Here is a 20,349-nt window from a genome sequence, read left to right on the forward strand (position 1 = left end):
TGAACAGGACAGGAGGCGGTATGAACCCCCATCAACCCCAGCCGAGCCAGTTCGGCTGGCTGGTCACCGACTTCACCGAGAGGGTGCCCGGGGTGGCGCACGCGGTGGTGGTGTCCGCGGACGGGCTGCTGCTCACCGCGTCGGCGAAGCTGCCGACCGACCGGGCCGACCAGCTCGCCGCGGTGGCCTCGGGCCTGCTGAGCCTCACCCAGGGCGCCGCGAGGTGCTTCGAGGCGGGTGCGGTCACCGAGACGGTGGTGGAGATGGAGCGCGGCCTCATGCTCCAGATGGCGATCAGCGACGGCTCGTGCCTGACGGTGCTGGCCGCACCGCATTGCGACATGGGGCTGATCGCCTACGAGATGGCCATGCTCGTGGAGCGCGTCGGCCAGATCCTCACCCCCGAACTGCGTTCCCAGTTGCAGGGCTCGAATCGAGTGATGACCGGTCAGTCGGTGTGAGGGCGCCATGACCACAGGTTCGGACTCACCAGGGCGGCGGTCGTCCGACGCCGACGCGATGGCCGAGGTCTTCAGCCGGTTCACCCTGGACAGCGGTCGCGGCCGCAGGCGGCACCGCGCCGCCGACGAGGGCACCCAGCCCCGCGGTGCCGTCCATTCCCGCGTCCCCGCGCATTCCCGCGGGGACGCCCAGCACCACGTGGCCGCGCGCGAGTTCGACCAGCCCGCCAACGAGACGCCTTGGCCCGCGGAGGAACCGCTGGAGGACGAGGAGGCCGCCGACGCGGCGGAACCGCCCCCGCACGACCAGGTCGAAGGCGGTGCGGAGTCGGCCGCGGCCACCTACATCCGGCCCTACGCCTGGACCGGCGGGCGCACGCGGTCGAACCACCGGCTGGAGCTGGAGACCCTGGTGTCCACCAGCGAGATGTGCCGGCCCGCGGTGCTGCAGCGGTTGGAGCACCACTCGATAGCCGGGCTCTGCCAGCACCCGCGGTCGGTGGCCGAGATCGGCGCGCTGCTGGGCGTGCCGCTGGGCGTCGTCCGGGTGCTGATCGGCGACATGGCGGACCTCGGGCTGATCACGGTGCACCGGACGGTCAGTGAGAACGGGAGCACCTCGCACCTGGACCTGATGGAGCGGGTGCTGAAGGGACTTCGCCGACTGTGATCCGCATGGCTCCGTACCACGTGGCATAGCACTCGACCCCTGAGATCACCTGATCCGACAAACCTGAGGTGGCCTGACCATGACATCTGAAACGCGTTCACGCCCCGCGCAGGCGCGCAGAACCGCGACGACGACCTCGGCGAAGATCGTCGTGGCCGGCGGCTTCGGAGTCGGCAAGACGACGTTCGTCGGTTCCGTGTCGGAAATCGTGCCGCTGACCACCGAAGCCGTGATGACCGAGGCGAGCCGCGGCATCGACGACCTGCGCGCCACGCCGAACAAGCAGACCACGACCGTCGCCATGGACTTCGGCAGGCTGTCGCTGGACTCCGACCTCATCCTCTACCTGTTCGGCACACCGGGGCAGCACCGGTTCTGGTTCATGTGGGACGACCTGGTGCGCGGCGCCATCGGCGCGGTGGTGCTGGTCGACACCCGCCGCCTCGCGGACTGCTTCTCGGCGATCGACTTCTTCGAGGACCGCGGGCTGCCCTACGTGGTCGGGCTGAACTGCTTCAACGCGCAGATGTACCACCGGATCGACGACGTCCGCGAGGCGATCGCGGTCGGCGCGCACGTCCCGATCGTCACCTGCGACGCGCGCAACCGCGAGTCCACCAAGCAGGCGCTGATCGTGCTCGTCGAGTACGCCATGCGGTGGTGGGTGCAGCGCGGTTCCTAGCCGCCAGCCGGAATGCGCGCAGCCAGGCGACTGCCGGCGCGTCACCGGCAGAGGCGCGCGCAAGGGAACTTCCCGCCGGGGGGACGAGAAAGTTCCCTTGCTGTCCGAGGAGTTGGGCAGCGCCGTCCGGTCCTGCCGCCACCGCGAGGCGGTGCCGATGACCGAAAACCGGTGCTGCGACAGGGGAATCACCTCCTTTCCCGTCACCCGCCGTACGGGAGCTCTCCCTCCGGCCAGTACGGGCGCTGCTGCTGCTGGGGGTAGGGGTTCTGCTGCGGCGCTTCGCCGGACGTGGTCTGGGGTGCCCTGTCCTCGACGCTGCCGAGCGTCACCTCGACCTGCCGCGGGTTCTCACCGCGGGAGTCGCCCACCGTGAGCGTGACCTTCGAACCCGGCGCGTGCGCGCCGATCTGCGCCATCAGGTCCGTGAACGCGGTGACGGACTTGTCCCCGACCTTCAGGATCGTCTCGCCCTCCTTGATCCCGGCCTCGTCCGCCGCGCCGCCCGCGACGACCTGACTGACCGTGGCGTGCCCCTCGACGCCGTCGGTTCCCGTGACGCCGAGCTGCGGCTTGGTCGCCACGCCCTTGGCCATGATCTCGTCGGCCACCCGGGCGGCGGTGTCGACCGGGATGGCGAAGCCGAGCCCGATGTTGCCCGCCGACGAGCCGCGCCCTCCGCCCTGGCCGGACAGGATGCTGGAGTTGATGCCGATCACCTGGCCGTCGAGGTTGACCAGCGGGCCACCGGAGTTGCCCGGGTTGATCGAGGCGTCGGTCTGGATGCCGTTGTAGACGACGGCTTCGCCGTTGTCGCCGGAGACCTCGACGGTCCGGTCCATCGCGCTGACGATCCCGGAGGTGACGGTGCCCTCCAGCCCAAGCGGCGAGCCGATCGCCACCACCGGCTGCCCGACCTTCAGCGCGGAGGACTTGCCGAGCTGGGCGGGCACGAGCCCGTCGACCTGGTCGAGCTTGATCACGGCGAGGTCGTAGGACGGCGCGGTGCCGACCACTTTCGCCGAGGTCTTGCGGCCGTCCGAGAGCGTCACGGTGATCTCGCCCTGGTCCGCGACGACGTGGTTGTTGGTCAGCACGTAGCCGTCGGCGGTGAGCACCACCCCGGTGCCCTCCGAGCCGCCGGTGCGGGACTTCACCGAGATGTCCACCGTGCTGGCCGAGACCTTCTCCGCGGCGAACTGCGCGGTGCCGGTCTGCGCGCTGACCTGCCGGCCCTGGACGGGGTCCTGCTGGCTCAGCGGCGAGGTGCCGCCCGTCCCCTGGGCGAGCAGGTACCCGCCGCCGGTGCCCGCCGCGCCGCCGACCAGACCGGCTATCAGCGCGGCCGCGACTATCCCGCCGCTCACGCGTCTGCTCTTGGGCGGTGGCGGCGCCGGAGCGGTGTGCTGGAAGGCCGGCCCAGCGGGCGTGGTGCCGGGTCCGTGCTGGGAGGCGTCGTGGTTGTGGGGCGCTGGCGTCTCGTCTGGTCTCATGCGGCTGACAGTGCCCGCCGATGCTGAGAACAAGCTATGGATTCCCTGTCGAATCCCACCCCAAGTCGGGCGTGGTGGTGCCGGATTCTCACAGGTTGCGCTCCGCTCCGGCGACGTCGGAGTTCCTGACGCGGTAGCGGAGGTACACCGTGCCGGCGTCGAAGCGCCGTTCTGCAAGCAGCTCCAGATCGAGGCGGAGGCCGTCGGGCAGCGCGCGCGTACCGCCGCCGACCACGACGGGCGTGACGAACAGGTGGCATTCGTCGACCAACCGGGCCCGGAACGCGTGCTCGGCGAGACCTGGTCCGCCCACGATGAGGTCCCGCTTCGCCGCCGCCTTCATGCGGTGGACGGCCTCCGGGTCGAACTCGCGCTCCATCCGGGTGCGGGCGGTGGACACCGCCTCCAGCGTCGTGGAGTACACGACCTTGTCGGCCGACCGCCAGATCTCGGAGAACTCCTCCGAGAGCGGCGACTGATCGGGCAGCGCCTCCGGGTCGTCCCAGCCCGCCATCGTCTCGTACATCCGGCGCCCGTAGAGGTAGGTGCCCGCCGAGCGCTCCAGGTCGTTGATGAAGGCGTGCACCTGCGCGTCCGGCACGGCCCAGTCGAAGTTCCCCTTCTCGTCGGCGATGTAGCCGTCGAGGGAGGTGATCGCCGAGTAGACCAGCACGCCCATGCTCAGCCCCTTCTCCGCCACCGGACCGGACCGCCGCCGGCCCACAACCGCTGCCGGACGCAGGCCCCGGCGCGCCACCCACCAGCGTGGATGGACGTTGCGCAGGATGCTACCGGCGCGGGACGACACCACGCGCACGCGAAAGCCGTGGAGCCGCAGCGTTCCGGCCTGTTGAAGAACAGGGGTGGAATTCGCGGCGACCGGCAGGCAACATGCCAGGCATCGACGGCCCGGTAGGAGGTGTCGTGGTCGGCAACGCGCAGCGGCAGGTGCTGGTCACCGCCGAGCGGATCGTGACGGCGGCCGACGGCCGGGCCTCCCCGTACGCGTCCGGGCCGCGCCCCGCGCTGCTGTTGCTCGGTGAACGCGTCGTCGCCACCGGGGACCTCGATGCGCTGCGGAAACGAGCCCCCGAGGCGGAGCTGGTCGACCTCGGCGCCGCCACGGTCGTCCCGGGTTTCAACGACGCCCACCAGCACCTGACGATGACGGCGGCCAACCTGCGCGGCGTGGACCTGTCCACTGCGGACTCCGCCGGTGAGCTCCTCGGCGCGCTCCGCGAACGTGCCCGCTCGGCCGACCCGGGCGAGTGGGTTCTCGGCACCCGCTACGACCACGGGCGGGCCACCGGCGGCACCCCGCTGACCCGCTGGGACCTCGACGAGCTCGGTTCGTCGCACCCGGTGCTGCTGATCAACGTCGGCGCGCACTGGGGTGTGCTGAACTCGGCGGGCCTGCGTGCGGCGGGGCTCTCCGACGACAGCGAGGACCCCGTCGGCGGCGAGCTCGTCCGCGACGCCGCGGGGCGGCTGACCGGCGTGGTCCACGAGCAGGCGTTGTTCGACCTGGCGTACCCGTCGCTGGCGCGGCGTCCCACGGTGCTGCCGCGGCAGGACGTCGAGTCCGGGCTGCGGCACCTCGAGCAGACGTTCCGGGCGCTCAACGCGGCGGGCATCACCAGCGTCGGCGACGCCATGGTCGGCCCGGACGAGCTCGCCCTGCTCCAGGAGGCGCGCGGGCGCGGCCGGCTGACCGCCCGGGTCAACGCCCTGCTGACCTACCCCCACGTCGACACCTTCCACGCCGCCGGGCTGCGCACCGGTTTCGGCGACCACTGGCTGCGCGTCGGCGGTGTCAAGGCGTTCGCCGACGGTGCCGTGGCCGGTGGGACCTGCCTGGTCGAGCAGCCGTTCGAGGGTACCGAGGACCACGGGATCCAGACGTTGAGCCAGGACGAGCTGGAGGAGCTGGCGCTGCGCGTCCACGGCGCGGGCAGCAGGCTGGCGATCCACGCCAACGGCGACCGCGCGATCCGGCACGTGCTCACAGCGCTGGAGCGCGCTCGGGAACGGACACCGCGCCCCGGCCTGAAGCACCGGATCGAGCACTGCTCCATCGTCGACGACGACATCCTCGCGCGCATGACAGCGCTCGACGCCATCGCGGTGCCCTTCGGCAGCTATGTCGCCTTCCACGGCGACAAGCTGCTCGACTACTACGGCGCGGACCGGCTGGAACGGATGTTCGCGCACCGCGCCCTGCTCGACGCGGGCGTTGCGGTGGCCGGCTCCAGCGACTTCCCCTGCGGGCCGTACGAACCGCTGGTCGCGCTGGCCAGCTGCGTCACCCGGCAGTCCACGGCAGGCCGGACTTCGGGCCGGGTGCTCGGCGGCTCGCAACGCATCACGCCGCTGGAAGCGCTGGGGCTCTACACGACCGGGTCCGCGCACGCCTCGGGCGAGGCGGAGCACAAGGGGCGGCTGCTGCCCGGGTACCTCGCGGACTTCGCAGTGCTGTCCGAAGACCCGCTGGAAGCGGACCCGCACCGGCTCCCGGGAGTCCAGGTGCTCCAGACCTGGGTCGGCGGACGACCCGTGTGGCGGCAGGACGACCCGAGCTGAGCGCGGATGCCGGGAACCACACGCGCGCGAGGACCGCAAGGGCAGCCCCACGGCGAGCAGGAGGTAACGATGTTCGAAGGCCGGAGATCGCTGTGGTGGCTGCTGGGGCCGGTGGTGCTCTACCTGCTGGCCCTGCCGCTGTACAACAGGGTCGATCCCGTGGTGCTCGGACTGCCCTTCTTCATGTTCTGGACGCTGATGGCGACCGTCCTCACGCCGGTCTGCATCTGGCTCGCCGCGCGCAGCGATCCACTGTGGGCGGCGGATCGCGACCGCGAGCGGGGAACGGGCGACACGGGGGCCGCCTCGGATGCCCCGGCCGACTCGGAAGGTGATGTCCGGTGAACGCCAACGCCACCGTCTCGGTCGGGATCTTCGCGCTGTTCATCGTCGCCGCCGTCGCGCTGGGGCTGCTGTCGCTGCGCGGCCGGGACAAGGCGAACCTGGCCGAGTGGTCGGTGGGCGGCCGCAGCCTCGGCGTCGTCCTGATCTTCGTGCTGATGGCGGGCGAGACCTACACGAGCTTCAGCTACCTGGGCGCCGCGGGCTGGGCCTACGACTACGGCATGCCGGTGTTCTACCTCGTCGCCTACCTGGCGATCGGTTTCGCGGTGGGTTACGTGGTCGGCCCGATCCTCTGGCACTACGCGCACCGCCACCACCTGCACAACATCACCGACATCACCTCGCACCGCTTCGACTCCCCGTGGCTCGGCGGGGCGGTCGCCGTGCTGACGACGGTGTTCCTGCTCCCCTACATCCAGCTCCAGATCACGGGCATGGGCGTGGTCGTCTCGACGATCAGCTACGGCACGATCAGCCTCGGCGTCGGCTACGTGGTCGCGTTCGTGGTGGCAGAGGCTTTCATCATCGCGTCCGGGCTGCGCGGCAGCGCCTGGGTCTCGATCCTCAAGGACGGCCTGGTGATCATCACACTGCTGGTCGTCTTCGTGTACGTGCCGCTGCACTACTTCGGCGGGTTCGGCCCGCTGCTCGACCGGCTGGTGGCCGAGCGTCCGCAGTGGCTGATGCTGCCAGGGCAGGGCAAGGAGTCGCTGGGCATGCTGTGGTTCGCCACCACCGGCCTGCTCAACGGCGTGGTGTACACGATCTTCCCGACGACCGTGGCCGGCTACCTGGGCGCCAGGAGCCCCGCCGTGCTGCGGCGCAACGCGATCATCATGCCCTTCTACCAGGTGCTGCTGTTCGTGCCGATCCTGCTCGGCCTGGCCGCGGTGTTCGTCGTGCCCGGGCTCGGCGACTCGAACCTGGCGATGTTCGAGCTGGTCGTCGACTCGATGCCCGCCTGGCTGGTCGGACTGGTCGGAGTGGCCGGAGCGCTGTCGTCGATCGTGCCGATGGCGGTGTTCATGCTGGTCATCGGCACGATGTGGGGCCGGTCGATCCTCGGTGCCCACCCGCGCACGGCACCGCACCAGAAGCGGCTGTCGCAGCTGGTCACCTTCCTGGTCGGGCTGCTCGCGCTGGTCTTCACCTTCGCCTCGCCCACGACCCTGGTGCAGCTTTCGGTGCTGTCCTACCAGGGCCTGGCGCAACTGCTGCCCGTCGTGCTGGTCGGGCTGCTGTGGCGGCGGATGTCCACGGCGGGCGCGGCGTCGGGCCTGGCCGCCGGGGTGGCCGTCGTGGCGGTGCTGGTGGTGACCGGCAACGATCCGCTGCTCGGGATCAACGCCGGGCTGCTCGGCCTGGTGGTCAACTTCGCGGTGAACGTGGCGGTGAGCCTGGCCCGGCCCGCCGACACCCCGGCGGACCGCCTCGCGGTCCCCGAGCTCCGGGAGGCACCGTCGGCTCGGGTGTGAGGCCGCCGGGGTTCGCGGCCGGTGGCGGTCAGCCTCGGGTGGGTGCGGCGTGTTCGGTGTCGGAGCTTTCGAGCACGACGTTCCCGCCGATGTCGACCGGCCGGTCGGCGGCTACCGGGCGGGCGGTCGGGAACCACCTCCGCCCGATGGCCATCGCCGCGTCCATCAGGGCGCCGACGTGTTCGAACGAGTAGGGCGACAAGCCGATCACCGACGGCGCGGGCATCACGTACAGCTCGCACTTGGCCGCGTTGACCTGCATGTCCAGTCGCGCCGCCGCGACCATGGCGGCGCCCATGGCGGCGCCGTTGACACCGGTGATCGACTTCGGCGGGCTCTGCGGCGGCGGCCACGTGGCCACCGTGCCGACGCCGCGCCTTCGCCGGTCGAACTCGAACGGCTCGCTGCCGCCGCAGGGCAGGACGTAGACCCGCTCGGCACCCTGTTCGACGGCCCGGCTGATGGGCATGAACGCGGCGGGACCACCGTCCACCAGCCACCGGTCGCCCACCTTGATCGGCGGGAACATCCCGGGGATCGAGCAGGACGCCACGAGCGCGGGCAGCGCAGGACCCCGGTCGAAGTAGACGGCCTCACCGCTGTCGATGTCGGTCGCGGTGACCGTCAGCGGGATCCGGGCGTCCTCCAGCCGCCGGTACGGCAGGGTCTGGTACAGCCAGCGTGCGAGCCCGCGGTTGCTCATCAGGTGGTTGGTGAGACCGAGCTTGCCCGCGAGGATGCGCATCGGCTGGATGGCGAACACGTCCGAACGCCGCATCGACAGCCACACCTCGCGCAGCTTCTCCGCGCCCCGGGCGGTGGGGTCGCCGGCCAGCCATGCGGCGTTCAGGGATCCGACCGACGTGCCGATGACCGCGTCGGGCGCCTCACCCGCTTCGAACAATGACGTCACAAGGCCGGCCTGAATCGCCCCGAAGGTGGAGCCGCCCGGCAGAACCCACACCGTCCGCATCCGCACGGTCCTCTCTGCTCGTCCTCCACATCGAGGCTAGCCGCGCTCCGCTGTTCCGGTGTTCAGTCGTCGCCCGGATCACCTCGACGGCGCCCGCGCTTCACCTCGCTCCGGCGCTTCTTGCCCGCGAGCCTGCGGTGCTGCGAGGCGCGCGTCGGCTTGGTCGCCCGCCGCTTCCGCGGTGGCGGCGCCACGGCCTCGGCGAGCAGAGCCGCCAGGCGCTCGCGCGCGGCCTGCCGGTTGGCCAGTTGTGAGCGGTGTTCGGATGCGGCGATGGTGACGACGCCGTCGACCAGCCGGTGGCCGAGCCGCTCCACCGCCCTGCGGCGCAGCTCGTCGGGCAGCGAGGGCGTGCGGGCGAGGTCGAAGGACAGCTCCACGCGGGAGTCGGTGGTGTTCACGCCCTGACCACCGGGTCCGGAGGACCGGGAGAAGCGTTCGGACAGCTCGGCGGCCGGGATCGCCAACCGCCGAGTGACGGGCAGGTCGTCGGCCATGCTCCAAGCATGCCCCACGGGAGGGTCAGGAGAGGCCGGTGGGGAAGAAACGGCGGGGGGGGGCTTCCCGCGGGTCAGACGGGCAGCGGCGCCGGGGACGGCCAGTCGGCGAGTGCGCGCGCACGCCGCCGCGCACGCACCGACGACGCCAGCAGGCGCAGCGTCTCGGCGGTGTCGTCCCAGCTCATGCACGCGTCGGTGATGCTCTGGCCGTAGGTCGGGCACCTGCCGGCGACGACTTCCTGCCGCCCCGCGACGAGGAAGCTCTCCAGCATGACGCCCCGGATCGCGTTCTCCCCGGCGGCGATCCGGCCACCGATGTCGGCGGCCACCTGCTTCTGGCGCACGTGGCTCTTGCCGCTGTTGCCGTGGCTGGCGTCGATCACCACGCGGCCCGGCAGCTCGGCGGCGCCGAGCAGGGCCGACAACCGCGCGACGGACTCCGGCCCGTGGTTCGGCCCGTCGGCACCGCCACGCAGGACGACGTGCGCATCGGGATTGCCGGAACTCCGGACCAGGTCGGCCGAGCCCTGCTCCCCCACCGCGGCGAAGACGTGCGGGGCCGCCGCCGCGAGCACCGCGTCCACCGCGACCTGCAACGATCCCCCGGTCCCGTTCTTCATCCCGATCGGCATGCCAAGGGCGCTGGAGAGCTGGCGGTGGACCTGGCTCTCCACCGTCCGAGCCCCGATCGCGCCGTAGGACACGAGGTCGGCGAGGTAGGCGGCGGTGACGGGGTTGAGCCACTCGGTTGCGGCGGGCAGACCGAGGCGGTCGAGCTCCAGCAGCACCCGCCGGGCGACGCGGAGACCTTTCGCCTGGTCGAGCTGCCGTCGAGATCAAGATCCCCGACCAACCCGGTCCACCCGACCGTCGTACGGGGCTTCTCGAAGTAGGCGCGCATGACGACAAGCAGTTCGTCGCGGAACTCCTCGGCGAGCCCCGACAGGCGGGCGGCATAGGCGAGCGTCGCCTCCGGGTCGTGCACCGAGCACGGCCCTGTGACGACCAGCAACCGGTCGTCCCGACCGCCGAGCACCCCGGCAATCCCGGCTCGCGCCTCCCGCACACGCGCAACGGTCGCCGGAGAAGCCGGGAGCTCGGCACGGATCACAGCCGGAGCGGGAAGCGTCGCACGCAACACCGCCGGGGGCCTGGGGGCGGCGAGCGCCCCAGTAACCACCCACCCAAAGCGACCCGCAAGGCCAAGGCGACCATCCCGAAAACCCGCGCGCCCCCGCCCTCAAAGCGACCCGCCAGCCCCGCCGGATGCGCCGCAAACCCACGCGCCCCCGCCCCTAAAGGAAGCCGCAAGGCCACGCCGACCATCCCGAAACCCACGCGCCCCCGCCCTCAAAGCGCCTCACAAGGCCAGCGCAACCCAAAGCCGCTACTCCACCACCCCCCAGCCCTCAACCCCACCCGGCACCGGCCCGTCGTGGGAGTAAGGCGTGCGCGTGAAGATGAAAGTGTTCAGGTCGAGGTGGGTGGGCGTGCCGTTCTCGTCCCGGCCGATGCGCAGGGGTTCGCCCGCGTAGTAGCCGTCGAGGCCGGTCCACGTTCCGTCGCCGTTCGGGCGGAAGCGGGATGCGCGGCCCTTGCCCTGCCAGGGCACCAGGTCGAGCAGTCCGTCGGGCAGGACGCGGAGCACGTGCGGCGAGGGCCCCCAGTACCACTGCCCGGTCAGTTCGAGCAGGTCGAGGTCGATGTCGGAGCGGGGTTCCCAGGGGTCGGGGATGCGCGGCTCGTGGTGGTCGAGGATGTCCAGCAGGTCGAGCGCCAGGGCCGAGCCGACGCCCGCGGTCGTGTTCGCCATGAACACCACGCCGGTGTTGTCCGCCGGGTCCATCAGCATGGTTGCGAGGAACCCGGGCATCGAGCCGGTGTGCCCTGCGAGTCGGCGGCCGCTGTGCCGGAAGAGCTGGAGCCCGAGGCCGAATCCGCCGCGCCACTCGTTGCCGTCGTCCACCGCTCCCGGCGCGCGCATCTCGGCGACCGTGTCGGGGTGCAGCACCCCGGCGGTGTCGCCGTTGACGAAGCGCAGCCAGCGCGCCATGTCGTCGACGGTGGACCAGAGCTGCCCGGCCGGGGCCATGGCGCCGGCGTCCTCCGCAGGTTCGGGCATGAGGACGTCCGCCCACGGGTGCACGGCCCAGCCCTTCGCGTGCGGCGCCTCGGGAGCGAGGGTCGTGCGGTTCATGCCCAGCGGCTCCAGGATCTCCGCCCGCATGGCCTCCGCCCAGCTCGTGCCGCGCAGCCTGGCCACCAGTTCGCCCAGCACGCCGAAACCGACGTTGGAGTAGTGGAAGGTGTGCCGGGGAGCCGGCCGGAGCGCGTCGTCGTCGATCGTCGACAGCAGCTCCTCCGCGCTGCCGCCTGGGGTGCGCTCCCACCACGGGCCATCCGGCTCGGCGGTCAGGCCGCTGGAGTGGGTGAGCAGCTCGGTGATGCTGCGGTTGCCGATCGAGGTGCCGGGTACGTGGTCGTCGAGCTTGTCGGCGAGGTCCAGCCTGCCCTCGTCGCGCAGGCGCATCACCAGCACGGCGATGAAGGTCTTGGTGATCGAGCCGACGCGGTACTGCGTGTTCGAGGTGGGGGCGGCGTCACCGACCCGCCCCCTGGTTCCCACCCAGATCGTCCGGCCGTCGCGGACCAGTCCCGCGATCAGCGAAGGAACGCGCCCTTCGCGCTGTTCCACTGCCAGGCGCCGCAGCAGCGCGCGCTCGGTCGTAGGGAGCAAGCTCGTCAACATGGCGCCATGCTTTCACGATGTGGACGGGTTCCTCGATCGACAGCCTTGCCATCCGGGGGACGGCGCGTAGCCTCTGAACTGCCGATGGTCCATCACATCCGAGAGGTCCCGGGCGTGGTGAGGCAGGAGGGAACCCGGTGCGAGCCCGGGGCCGCCCGGCGGCGGTGTGGCCTGCCACCGGTGTGCACGCGACGTGTGCGCTGGTCCGAGGTCTGCCTCGACCCGCGGCGCATTCTGCGCTGCCGCTGGGGAGGACCGGACGTGCATCGCCGCGTCCCGATCCGCGCTGGGTTCTCGAGCCCGCGAGGAGAGAGCTTTGAGCAGCAGGATCGGATCAACCGTGCTCGGCCACCCGCGAATCGGCCCGCGCCGGGAGCTCAAGCGCGCGCTGGAGGGCTACTGGGCGTCGCGAAGCACCGAGGCGGAGCTCAGGGAGGTCGCGCGTTCGCTGCGCGCCGGCACCTGGCGGGAACTGGCCGCCGCGGGGCTGGACTCGGTGCCGGGCAACACCTTCTCCTACTACGACCAGGTGCTCGACACCGCTGCGACCTTCGGTGCGGTGCCCCGCCGGTTCGCCGAACTGGGCCTCGGGCCGCTGGACACCTACTTCGCGATGGCACGCGGGGTCGAGTCCACGCCGCCGCTGGAGATGACCAAGTGGTTCGACACCAACTACCACTACCTGGTGCCGGAGATCGGCCCCGGCACCACGTTCTCCCTCGCCGACCGGACCGCGGTCGAGGACTACCGCGAAGCGGCGGCGGACGGGGTCGGCACGCGGCCCGTCGTCGTGGGCCCGCTGACCTTCCTCCTGCTGTCCAAGTCCGCTGAGGACGCGCCGAAGTCCTTCCGGCCGTTGGACAAGCTCGACGAGCTCGTCCAGCGCTACGCCGAGCTGCTCACCGAGCTGCACGACGCGGGCGCCGGTTGGGTCCAGCTCGACGAACCGGCGTTCGCCGCCGACCGCACTCCCGAGGAACTGGAGCTGCTGCGCGGCGCCTACCGGACGCTGTCGCAGCTCGATCGGCGCCCGGACATCCTGGTGGCGACCTACTTCGGCGACCCGGGCGACGCGCTGCCGACGCTGGCTTCCACCGACGTCGAGGGAATCGCCGTCGACCTTGTCAGCAACGCATCCACTGTGGACAGTCTGGCCCGGGTGGACGGGTTGCGCTCCAAGACCTTGGTGTCAGGACTGGTCGACGGCCGCAACGTCTGGCGCACCGACCTGGACGCGGCGCTCGGCACGGCGGCCGCCCTGCTCGAGGTGGCGGGCGAGGTCGCGGTCAGCACCTCGTGCTCCCTGCTGCACGTGCCCTACGACGTCGACGCCGAGGCGAACCTCGACCCGCACGTCCGGCCCTGGCTGGCGTTCGCGAAGCAGAAGGCGGCCGAGGTCGTCACCCTCGGCCGCGCGCTGCGCGAAGGGCGCGACTCGGTCGCCGATGAGCTGGCCGCCGCGCGCAACGCCGTCCAGGACCGCAGGTCCTCCGAGCGGCTGCGCGACAACCGGGTGCGCGGACGGCTGGACGCGCTCAGCGCCGACAGCTACCGGCGAAGCCCCTACGACGCGCGCCGCGCCGCCCAGCGGCGGACGCTGGACCTGCCTCCGCTGCCGACCACGACCATCGGTTCCTTCCCGCAGACCCCCGACGTTCGCAAGGCACGCGCCGCGCTGCGCAACGGCTCCATCGACCAGGCCGCCTACGACCAGCGGATGCTGGAGGAGATCAGCCGGGTCATCGCCCTCCAGGAAGCGCTCGGCCTGGACGTGCTCGTGCACGGCGAACCCGAGCGCAACGACATGGTGCAGTACTTCGCCGAGCACCTGGACGGCTTCGTCAGCACCGAGAACGGCTGGGTGCAGTCCTACGGGTCGCGCTGCGTGCGGCCCCCGATCCTCTTCGGCGACGTGTCGCGCCCGGAGCCGATCACGACGCGGTGGGCCGAGCGGGCGCAGCGGCTGACCGAGAAGCCGGTGAAGGGCATGCTCACCGGTCCGATCACCATCCTCGCGTGGTCCTTCGTGCGCGACGACCAGCCGCTCGGCGAGACCGCCGCGCAGGTCGCGCTGGCCATCCGCGACGAGGTGCGCGACCTGGAGGCCGCCGGAATCCGCGTGATCCAGGTGGACGAACCCGCGCTGCGGGAACTGCTGCCGCTGCGCGCCGAACAGCACGAGGACTACCTCGACTGGGCGGTGGGCTCGTTCCGGCTCGCCACCTCGGGAGTCGCCGACCGCACCCAGGTCCACACCCACCTGTGCTACTCCGAGTTCGGCGAGGTGATCGACGCTATCGTCGCGCTCGACGCCGACGTCACCAGCATCGAGGCCGCGCGCTCGCGCATGGAGGTCCTCGACGACCTCAACGCCGTCGGGTTCGGGCGGGGCGTCGGTCCCGGTGTCTACGACATCCACTCGCCGCGCGTGCCGAGCACCGAGGAGATCGAGGGACTGCTCGCCGCCGCCCTCCGGTCGGTGCCCGCCGAACGGTTGTGGGTCAACCCCGACTGCGGGCTGAAGACCCGCGGCTACGCCGAGGTGGAGCCTGCGTTGCGCAGCATGGTCGAGGCGGCGGCGCGCATGCGCGCCGACCTGGCCTGATCCGCGGGAGGCATCCATCGGCGACTTGCTCAGCCGCCACTCAGACAACCTTGGCAAGATAAGCGCGTGAACGCAGAGCGCGATCGAGTGGACGTCCGCGGCGTGGTCGGCTTCGTCGCCATCGCCTACCTCCCGGCATGGCTGATGACGCTCCCGCTGTGGCTGACCGGCCAGGGCCTGACCTGGGCGTGGTCGCCGCTGGTGCTCGTCGCCATGATGTTCATGCCCGCCGTGGCGGCCCTCGTGGTGAACAGGTGGATCAGCCCGCGGCCGAAACCGCTGCGCGCCACCGGGCTCACGAACCCGGGCGGGATCAGGAAGTGGTGGCGCTACGCGCTGCTGGCGTGGCTGGCCCCGCCCGCGACCATGTTCGTGGCGCTGGTCGTCGGCTACATGCTCAACTTCTACGAGGCGGACTGGACCGGGTTCTCCGGCCTCGCCGAGCAACTCCAGGGCGGCGTCGTCGGCTCGGCGCCGCAGGCGGCAGGCACCCTGGCTCTCGGCCAGATCGCGCAGGTCTTCCTGCTCGGCTGGCTCAACGTGATCCCTGCCCTGGGCGAGGAACTCGGCTGGCGCGGCTACCTGGTGCCCGCGCTGCTCCCGCTCGGGCAGCCGGGGGCGCTGCTCACCAGCGGCGTGCTCTGGGGCCTGTGGCACGCGCCGGTGCTCGTGCTCGGCTACAACTACCCCACCGTGCCGGTGGTCGTGTCGTTCATCATGATGACCTGCTTCTGCGTGCTGGTGGGCGCGCTGCTGAGCTGGCTGCGGCTCGCCGGCGGCAGCGTGTGGCCCGCGGCCATCGCCCACGGTTTCCTCAACGCCTCGGCCGGTCTCTCACTGGTTTTCAGTGCGGCGGGGCACCCGGTCGACAACGTCTCGGCGGGCCTGCTCGGCTGGACCGGCTGGCTCGTCCTGGTCCTGCTCATCCTGACCCTGGTGATGTTCGACAAGCTGCCCGTCCGCATCGAGCAGCCGAAGGAGGAGGGCATCAGCCGAGGCGTCCAGCGCCGCAGCCGCCGATGACCGCGAGCCTCGGCAGCCGCGTGTCAGGCCGCCCCGGCCTTGTCCTCGCGGGAGGCCGCGCGCTGGACACCTGAAGGGGTCCTCGCCGTGAGGCGCCTCGTCGCAGCCCGCGCGTATCCGGCGGCGAACTCGGCGCACGAAGCCGTCGCGCACACCGCCCGCGCGGTGCGGGTCGCGCGGAAGATGTCGTGCCCGGACCTCGTGATCCGCTCCAGGCCGTGCTGCCCCAGGCGCACGTAGAGGCGGGGAAGCTCCCTCATGCTGGGGTGCACCGAACGCCACCAGTCGGCGGCCTGGGCGAAGTGCAGCCGCGCGCGCTCGGCCTCGAAACGGACCAGTTCGCGCAGCGGTTCGGTCATCCGCCCGCTCCGCGCCGCCTCCGCCAGGTCGTCGGTGCTGATCCCGAACGCGTCCAGGTCCTCCAGCGGCAGGTAGCAACGGCCGTCCTCGATGTCCTCGCGCAGATCGCGCAGGTAGTCGGTGAGCTGGAGCCCGGCGCTCGCGTGGATCGCGTGGACGGCGCAGTGCTCCGTGCCGTGCGGGGGATGCGACAGCAGCGCGTTGACCCACAGACCGTTGTGCCCGCACACGGCGTCGACGTAGCGCCGCAGGTCCGTGTAGGTCGGGTAGTGCGTGACGCGCAGATCGGTCGCGATGGTGTCCATGAACTCCCGCACCGATTCCCGCGGTACGTCCCACGTGCGCACGAGGGCGCGAAGGCACGTCCGAGCTGCCGGCCGAGGTGGTGCTGGGGACTGGCCGGCGCGCTCGGCCGCGGCGCACCCGTCTCCAGCAGCTCGAAGAACTCGCTCGCGTGGGCGTCGTAGCCCACGATGCGCTGCGACACGGGCTGGTGCGGATCGTCGACGAGGTCGTCGACGTAGGTGACGAACCCGATCAGGGCTTCCCAGTGCGGACGACGGCCGGGAGGCAGGAGCAGCCGGACGGGGTGGGCGGGCTTGGCGCGCCTGCGAAGGAACTCACCCGCGGTCTCGTACGCGCCGCACAGCTACGGATCGGTCAGGCCGGCCGCCCGGATCTCCCTCGCACTCATCCGCAGCTCTTTCCGGGCGTCTGGTCGCGGACGCCGCGAGAGATGTTCCGCAGCGGAGCAAAGCGCGTCCGCACGACCCCGGCAGCGCGCTCTGCCAATACCTCCCGACGAGTGGTCGTTTTCACCGACCTGCGCCGGCTCGGACGTCGAAGCATTCCTGCTCGCCCACGCATTGCGAGGCGGCCACCCGAAACTCCGCCCCCGAACGCGAAGCGGGGGTCTTCCCGCCCCTGGCGGAAAGACCCCCGCGAACTACTGCGAAACGCCCCTTACCTCGGGGGAGCCGCCGGCGGCGGCGCCGGGGCACCCGGCAGCGGCGCGGACGGCAAGCCCTCGTGGATCCTCGTCATGGCGTCGAACCAGGTGCGGGCAGGCACCTTTCCGCCGTAGATGTTGCCGCCGTGCTTGCCGCACAGGTACGGCGGTGCGTCACCGCCGCCGTCGCAGATGCCCTGCGGGCTGTTGCCGTCGGCGTAGGTCAGCACCGCGCCGGCCATCTGCGGGGTCGCCGCCAGGAAGCCCGCCGACTTGTGCTCCTGCGTCGTACCGGTCTTGCCGATCATCGGCCGGTTCCAGCCGACCGCCTGGGCGGCCTGGCGGGAGGTGCCGTCGGTGTCGTCCTTGCTCATGCCCTGTGCGAGCTGGTTGGCGACGTGCGGTGCGATCGCCTGCTCGCAGGCGCCTTCGTTGAGCGGCACGATGTTGCCGTTGCGGTCCTTGACCTCCTCCAGCGGAGTCGGCGGGCAGTAGACGCCGTCGCTCATGATCGTCGCCGCGACGTTGGAGAGCTCCAGCACGCTGGTCGGGGTGTAGCCCAGGGTGAACGCGCCCCGGTTGCCCTTCTTGATCACCTCTGCCTGCGACGGACCGTTCGAGCCGTCGTCCTTGAGGGTCTGGCCGCTGGAGTTCACGCCGAGCATGCCGTGCCGCAGCCCGAGGCGAGCGGCCATGTCGACGACGTTGCTGAGCCCCGCCCGTTCCTGCAGCGCGACGAACGCGGTGTTCGGCGACGTCGCCAGCGCCATCTGGAGCGTCCGCGGGCCGGGCTGCACACCGTCGGCGTTGCCGACCGTGTAGGGCGCGGTGCCGTTCTTGTAGACGCGCGAGGTGTAGGACGGCGGGACGTCGATGACGTCGTAGGGGCTCATGCCCTGCTCCATGGCCGACGCCGCCGTGAACACCTTGTAGATCGAGCCCGCACCGAACGGCTGGACCCGGCTGACGATGTCGTAGGCGCTCTGGCCCTTGCTCAGGTCGTTGCCGAAGTCGCGGTTGGCGACCAGCGCCCGCACCTTGTGCTTGTCCTTGCCCGGCTGCACGACCGACATCACGTTCGCGATGCCCTCGGTCTGGGTCGGGACCTGCTTCTGGGCGGCCTGCTTGGCCGCGTCGCTGGACTTGCGGTCGAGCGTGGTGCGGACCGTGTAACCGCCGGTCTTGAGGTCGTCTGAGTCGATCCCGAGCCGCTCCAGGTAGTCCTTGACGTAGCTGCAGAAGAAGCCGTCGGTGGTGCCGTCGCCGAGGCCGACGCAGCCGTTCGGCGGGCGGCCGAGCGGGGACATCACGCCGAGCGGCTCCTTCTTGGCCTGTTCGGCGTCCTGCGGGGTGATGCGGATGTTGTTGTTCGGGTCGGCCATCAGGTCGATCACCAGGTTGCGGCGGGCCATCGCGTCGGCCGGGTTGCTGTTGGGGTTCAGCGAACCGGGCTGGTTGACGATGGCGGCGAGCAGCGCGGACTGGGCGATCGTCAGCTTGTCCGGGGTGGTGCCGAAGTAGGTCTGGGCGGCCGCACCGACGCCGAAGGTCTGGTTGCCGAACGGCACCACGTTGAGGTATCCGGTGAGGATCTCCTCCTTGGTCATGGTGCGTTCGAGCTCGACGGCGATCTTGGCCTCGCGCAGCTTTCGCGCGATGGTGGTCTCCTTGGCCTTCTCGGCGTCCATCTCGGTCTGCGCGACGACGTGCACCAGGTAGTTCTTGACGTACTGCTGGGTGATCGTGGACGCGCCCTGCGCGGTCTCACCGCTGCTGACGTTGGTCGCCAGCGCGCGCATGGTGCCCTGCCAGTCGACCCCGCCGTGGTCCCAGAACCGCTTGTCCTCGACGGCGGTGATGGCCGCCTTCATGGTGTCGGGGATCTGCTCCGGCGGCGTCTCGACCCGGTAGTCCTTGAAGAAGTAGGCGATCGGGTCGCCGTCCTTGTCGGTGACGGTCGACACCTGCGGCATGTCGCGCTGCGCAAGCGAACTCGACATCCTGGACATGGCATCCGTCGCCTGGTTCACCACCGCGCCCGCGCCGGTGGCCAGCGGCATCATCAGGCTCGCCACCAGGACCCCCGCGAGCACGCACAGGCCGAACATCTTCAGTAGTACGCCGCTGCGCACGCCAGCCCCAATCATCAAGTGTCACGCGACTTGATCGCCGAACGCGGTCCGCGGGCGGCCACCGATGCCCACCTCGCCGATCGCACACCGAACCCGCATGGAAAACACCCGCGACGCCCGCCCCCGGCGGGATCGTCCGCATTCGCTTCTCCAGTAGTCGGTTCAATGCGTTGATATCACATCGGTGGAAGTCGCCTTCCCCGCGCCGAACGGTTCACCGGCCGCCCGAACGGGACCCGCGAGTCCCGCTTCGTACGACGCGCCACCGGCGGCGAGGTTGCCCGTCTCCTGGTTGCGATTCCGCATCGCGTGCGCAACCGGATCACTACACTTGGTCACCGAGTTCCGATCCGCTTCACCGCACGATGGAGGACCTATGACCGACCCGTTCATGGACGCGCTCGCGACCGCCCTCGCGGGTCAGGCGGTGACCGCGCTCGGCGCCGCGGGCACGGCGGCGCTGGTGAAGGTCCGCGAGCTCCTGCGCCGGCGGTCGGACCGGGACCCCGAGACGTTGGCCGCGCTCGAGGCGGCCGAGGGCCCGGACGCCGGCGCGCCGCAGATCAAGGCGCTCGCCGAGCGGCTGGACCGGGTCTCCCAGGAGGACCCGGGCTTCGGCGAGGAGCTTCGCACCGAAGGCGCGCCCATCCACAACGACATCACCGCGAGCGAGAACAGCGTGGTGAACGTCAACCACGGCAACGTGGACAAGCTCATCCAGAGCCGCGAGATCCACGGCGGCATCACGTTCAACTGAGGCCGGGCAAACATCGGCTGACACGGGGCCGCTCCCGCTGAGGCCGAGTCGCTCTGACCGGCACCAGGCTGCTCTGGCTGACGCCGGGCCGCATCGGCCGAAGCCGGGTCCGCGCACCCGCGGCGCCGGCGTGACGTCGGACACGCCGGGCGGGTTCAGCCCGCTCGGCGGTCGGCCTCGTTGAGCTCGGCCAAGTACCGGTTGTACTCGGCCATCGCCGGATCCTCGTCGTCGTCGACCGGCGGCGCCGGAGGCGGGACGAGGGGACGCCGCCGATGCTTCTCGGCGGCCTGCTCCGCGCTCGCGGCGGCGGCACCCGAGATGCTGGGCGCCGCTTCCGCCGTCCCGGTCTCCGGGAGAGCGGGCACGGCTTCGGCCACCTTGTGCATGCGCGCCACGCGGACCCACAGGAAGATCGTGAACGCCCCGAACAGCGGCCACATCAGCGCGTAACCGAGGTTCTGCGCGCTTCCGCCCGCCTCGTGCGCGCGGTCCCACTGCCAGCGGGCGAGGAAGCCGGTGGCGATGGTGGCCGCGAGGAAAAGCAGGTGCAGCAGCAGCCATCGCGGTGTCAACAGGCTGCGGTTCACACCTG

Annotated in this window: 18 protein-coding genes and 1 pseudogene; 9 read left to right on the forward strand and 10 right to left on the reverse strand. The window is 71.2% G+C overall.

The annotated features are described in order from the left end of the window. Positions 1–20 precede the first annotated feature (20 nt). From SACE_RS30445 to SACE_RS30455, 3 genes are all read left to right on the forward strand, one after another. Positions 21–461 (forward strand): roadblock/LC7 domain-containing protein, encoded by a 441-nt coding sequence (locus tag SACE_RS30445; RefSeq protein WP_009946041.1) that lies wholly within the window; start codon positions 21–23, stop codon positions 459–461. 7 nt (positions 462–468) lie between these two features. Continuing rightward, positions 469–1,131 (forward strand): DUF742 domain-containing protein, encoded by a 663-nt coding sequence (locus tag SACE_RS30450; protein ID WP_009946039.1) that lies wholly within the window; start codon positions 469–471, stop codon positions 1,129–1,131. Positions 1,132–1,210: 79 nt separating this feature from the next. Next, positions 1,211–1,813, forward strand: coding sequence for a GTP-binding protein (locus tag SACE_RS30455; RefSeq protein WP_011875021.1), 603 nt, complete (start codon positions 1,211–1,213; stop codon positions 1,811–1,813). 203 nt (positions 1,814–2,016) lie between these two features. Here the strand turns inward: SACE_RS30455 and SACE_RS30460 are convergent, their stop codons facing one another. Both SACE_RS30460 and SACE_RS30465 read right to left on the reverse strand, forming a co-directional pair. Continuing rightward, the gene (locus SACE_RS30460; RefSeq protein WP_021341992.1) at positions 2,017–3,180 is read right to left on the reverse strand and encodes a S1C family serine protease; all 1,164 of its coding nucleotides are present in this window, start codon (positions 3,178–3,180) and stop codon (positions 2,017–2,019) included. Positions 3,181–3,394: 214 nt separating this feature from the next. Next, a complete protein-coding gene (locus tag SACE_RS30465) occupies positions 3,395–3,985 on the reverse strand; it encodes a dihydrofolate reductase family protein (RefSeq protein ID WP_011875023.1) in 591 nt (196 codons plus the stop codon). A gap of 212 nt (positions 3,986–4,197) precedes the next feature. Between SACE_RS30465 and SACE_RS30470 the strand changes: the two genes are divergently transcribed. The 3 genes from SACE_RS30470 to SACE_RS30480 all read left to right on the forward strand — a co-directional run bounded on the left by SACE_RS30470 (position 4,198) and on the right by SACE_RS30480 (position 7,706). After that, a complete protein-coding gene (locus SACE_RS30470; protein ID WP_231849846.1) occupies positions 4,198–5,886 on the forward strand; it encodes an amidohydrolase in 1,689 nt (562 codons plus the stop codon). 69 nt (positions 5,887–5,955) lie between these two features. Next, positions 5,956–6,231, forward strand: coding sequence for a DUF3311 domain-containing protein (locus tag SACE_RS30475; RefSeq protein ID WP_009946033.1), 276 nt, complete (start codon positions 5,956–5,958; stop codon positions 6,229–6,231). Continuing rightward, positions 6,228–7,706, forward strand: a complete 1,479-nt coding sequence (locus tag SACE_RS30480) for a sodium:solute symporter family protein (RefSeq protein ID WP_009946032.1) — start codon at positions 6,228–6,230, stop codon at positions 7,704–7,706. Before SACE_RS30475 ends, SACE_RS30480 begins: the two co-directional genes overlap by 4 nt. Before the next feature lie 28 nt (positions 7,707–7,734). On the opposite strand, the gene SACE_RS30485 is transcribed toward SACE_RS30480, so the two are convergent. From SACE_RS30485 to SACE_RS30500, 5 genes and pseudogenes are all read right to left on the reverse strand, one after another. Then, complete coding sequence (locus tag SACE_RS30485) at positions 7,735–8,679, reverse strand: patatin-like phospholipase family protein (protein WP_009946031.1); 945 nt, start codon at positions 8,677–8,679, stop codon at positions 7,735–7,737. A gap of 62 nt (positions 8,680–8,741) precedes the next feature. After that, complete coding sequence (gene arfB / locus SACE_RS30490) at positions 8,742–9,176, reverse strand: alternative ribosome rescue aminoacyl-tRNA hydrolase ArfB (protein WP_009946030.1); 435 nt, start codon at positions 9,174–9,176, stop codon at positions 8,742–8,744. Between the two features lie 74 nt (positions 9,177–9,250). Continuing rightward, entirely contained in the window at positions 9,251–9,967 is a 717-nt protein-coding gene (locus SACE_RS38065) for a 3-deoxy-7-phosphoheptulonate synthase (protein ID WP_009946029.1), read from the reverse strand. A 92-nt stretch (positions 9,968–10,059) separates the two neighbouring features. Beyond that, positions 10,060–10,359: pseudogene (locus SACE_RS40010) on the reverse strand (3-deoxy-7-phosphoheptulonate synthase); the annotation flags it as partial. 207 nt (positions 10,360–10,566) lie between these two features. Beyond that, complete coding sequence (locus SACE_RS30500) at positions 10,567–11,928, reverse strand: serine hydrolase domain-containing protein (protein WP_009946027.1); 1,362 nt, start codon at positions 11,926–11,928, stop codon at positions 10,567–10,569. 316 nt (positions 11,929–12,244) lie between these two features. Between SACE_RS30500 and metE the strand changes: the two genes are divergently transcribed. Both metE and SACE_RS30510 read left to right on the forward strand, forming a co-directional pair. Further along, on the forward strand, positions 12,245–14,533 hold the full coding sequence (gene metE / locus SACE_RS30505) for a 5-methyltetrahydropteroyltriglutamate--homocysteine S-methyltransferase (protein ID WP_009946026.1): 2,289 nt from the start codon (positions 12,245–12,247) through the stop codon (positions 14,531–14,533). A 66-nt stretch (positions 14,534–14,599) separates the two neighbouring features. Continuing rightward, positions 14,600–15,556: a CPBP family intramembrane glutamic endopeptidase gene (locus SACE_RS30510; protein WP_029621539.1), complete on the forward strand. Its 957-nt coding sequence runs from the start codon at positions 14,600–14,602 to the stop codon at positions 15,554–15,556. A gap of 23 nt (positions 15,557–15,579) precedes the next feature. Here the strand turns inward: SACE_RS30510 and SACE_RS30515 are convergent, their stop codons facing one another. Together SACE_RS30515 and SACE_RS30520 are read right to left on the reverse strand one after the other, a co-directional pair. Next, complete coding sequence (locus SACE_RS30515; RefSeq protein WP_081468298.1) at positions 15,580–16,467, reverse strand: squalene/phytoene synthase family protein; 888 nt, start codon at positions 16,465–16,467, stop codon at positions 15,580–15,582. Positions 16,468–16,879: 412 nt separating this feature from the next. Further along, positions 16,880–19,012, reverse strand: coding sequence for a transglycosylase domain-containing protein (locus tag SACE_RS30520; protein WP_231849850.1), 2,133 nt, complete (start codon positions 19,010–19,012; stop codon positions 16,880–16,882). 361 nt (positions 19,013–19,373) lie between these two features. Here SACE_RS30520 and SACE_RS30525 point away from each other — a divergent pair, with 361 nt between their 5' ends. Next, the gene (locus SACE_RS30525) at positions 19,374–19,754 is read left to right on the forward strand and encodes a hypothetical protein (protein ID WP_009946021.1); all 381 of its coding nucleotides are present in this window, start codon (positions 19,374–19,376) and stop codon (positions 19,752–19,754) included. 155 nt (positions 19,755–19,909) lie between these two features. Here the strand turns inward: SACE_RS30525 and SACE_RS30530 are convergent, their stop codons facing one another. After that, positions 19,910–20,344, reverse strand: coding sequence for a hypothetical protein (locus SACE_RS30530; RefSeq protein WP_009946019.1), 435 nt, complete (start codon positions 20,342–20,344; stop codon positions 19,910–19,912). Between the last annotated feature and the right edge of the window lie 5 nt (positions 20,345–20,349).

The organism is Saccharopolyspora erythraea NRRL 2338 (genome assembly GCF_000062885.1).
Classification (GTDB): Bacteria; Actinomycetota; Actinomycetes; order Mycobacteriales; family Pseudonocardiaceae; genus Saccharopolyspora_D; species Saccharopolyspora_D erythraea.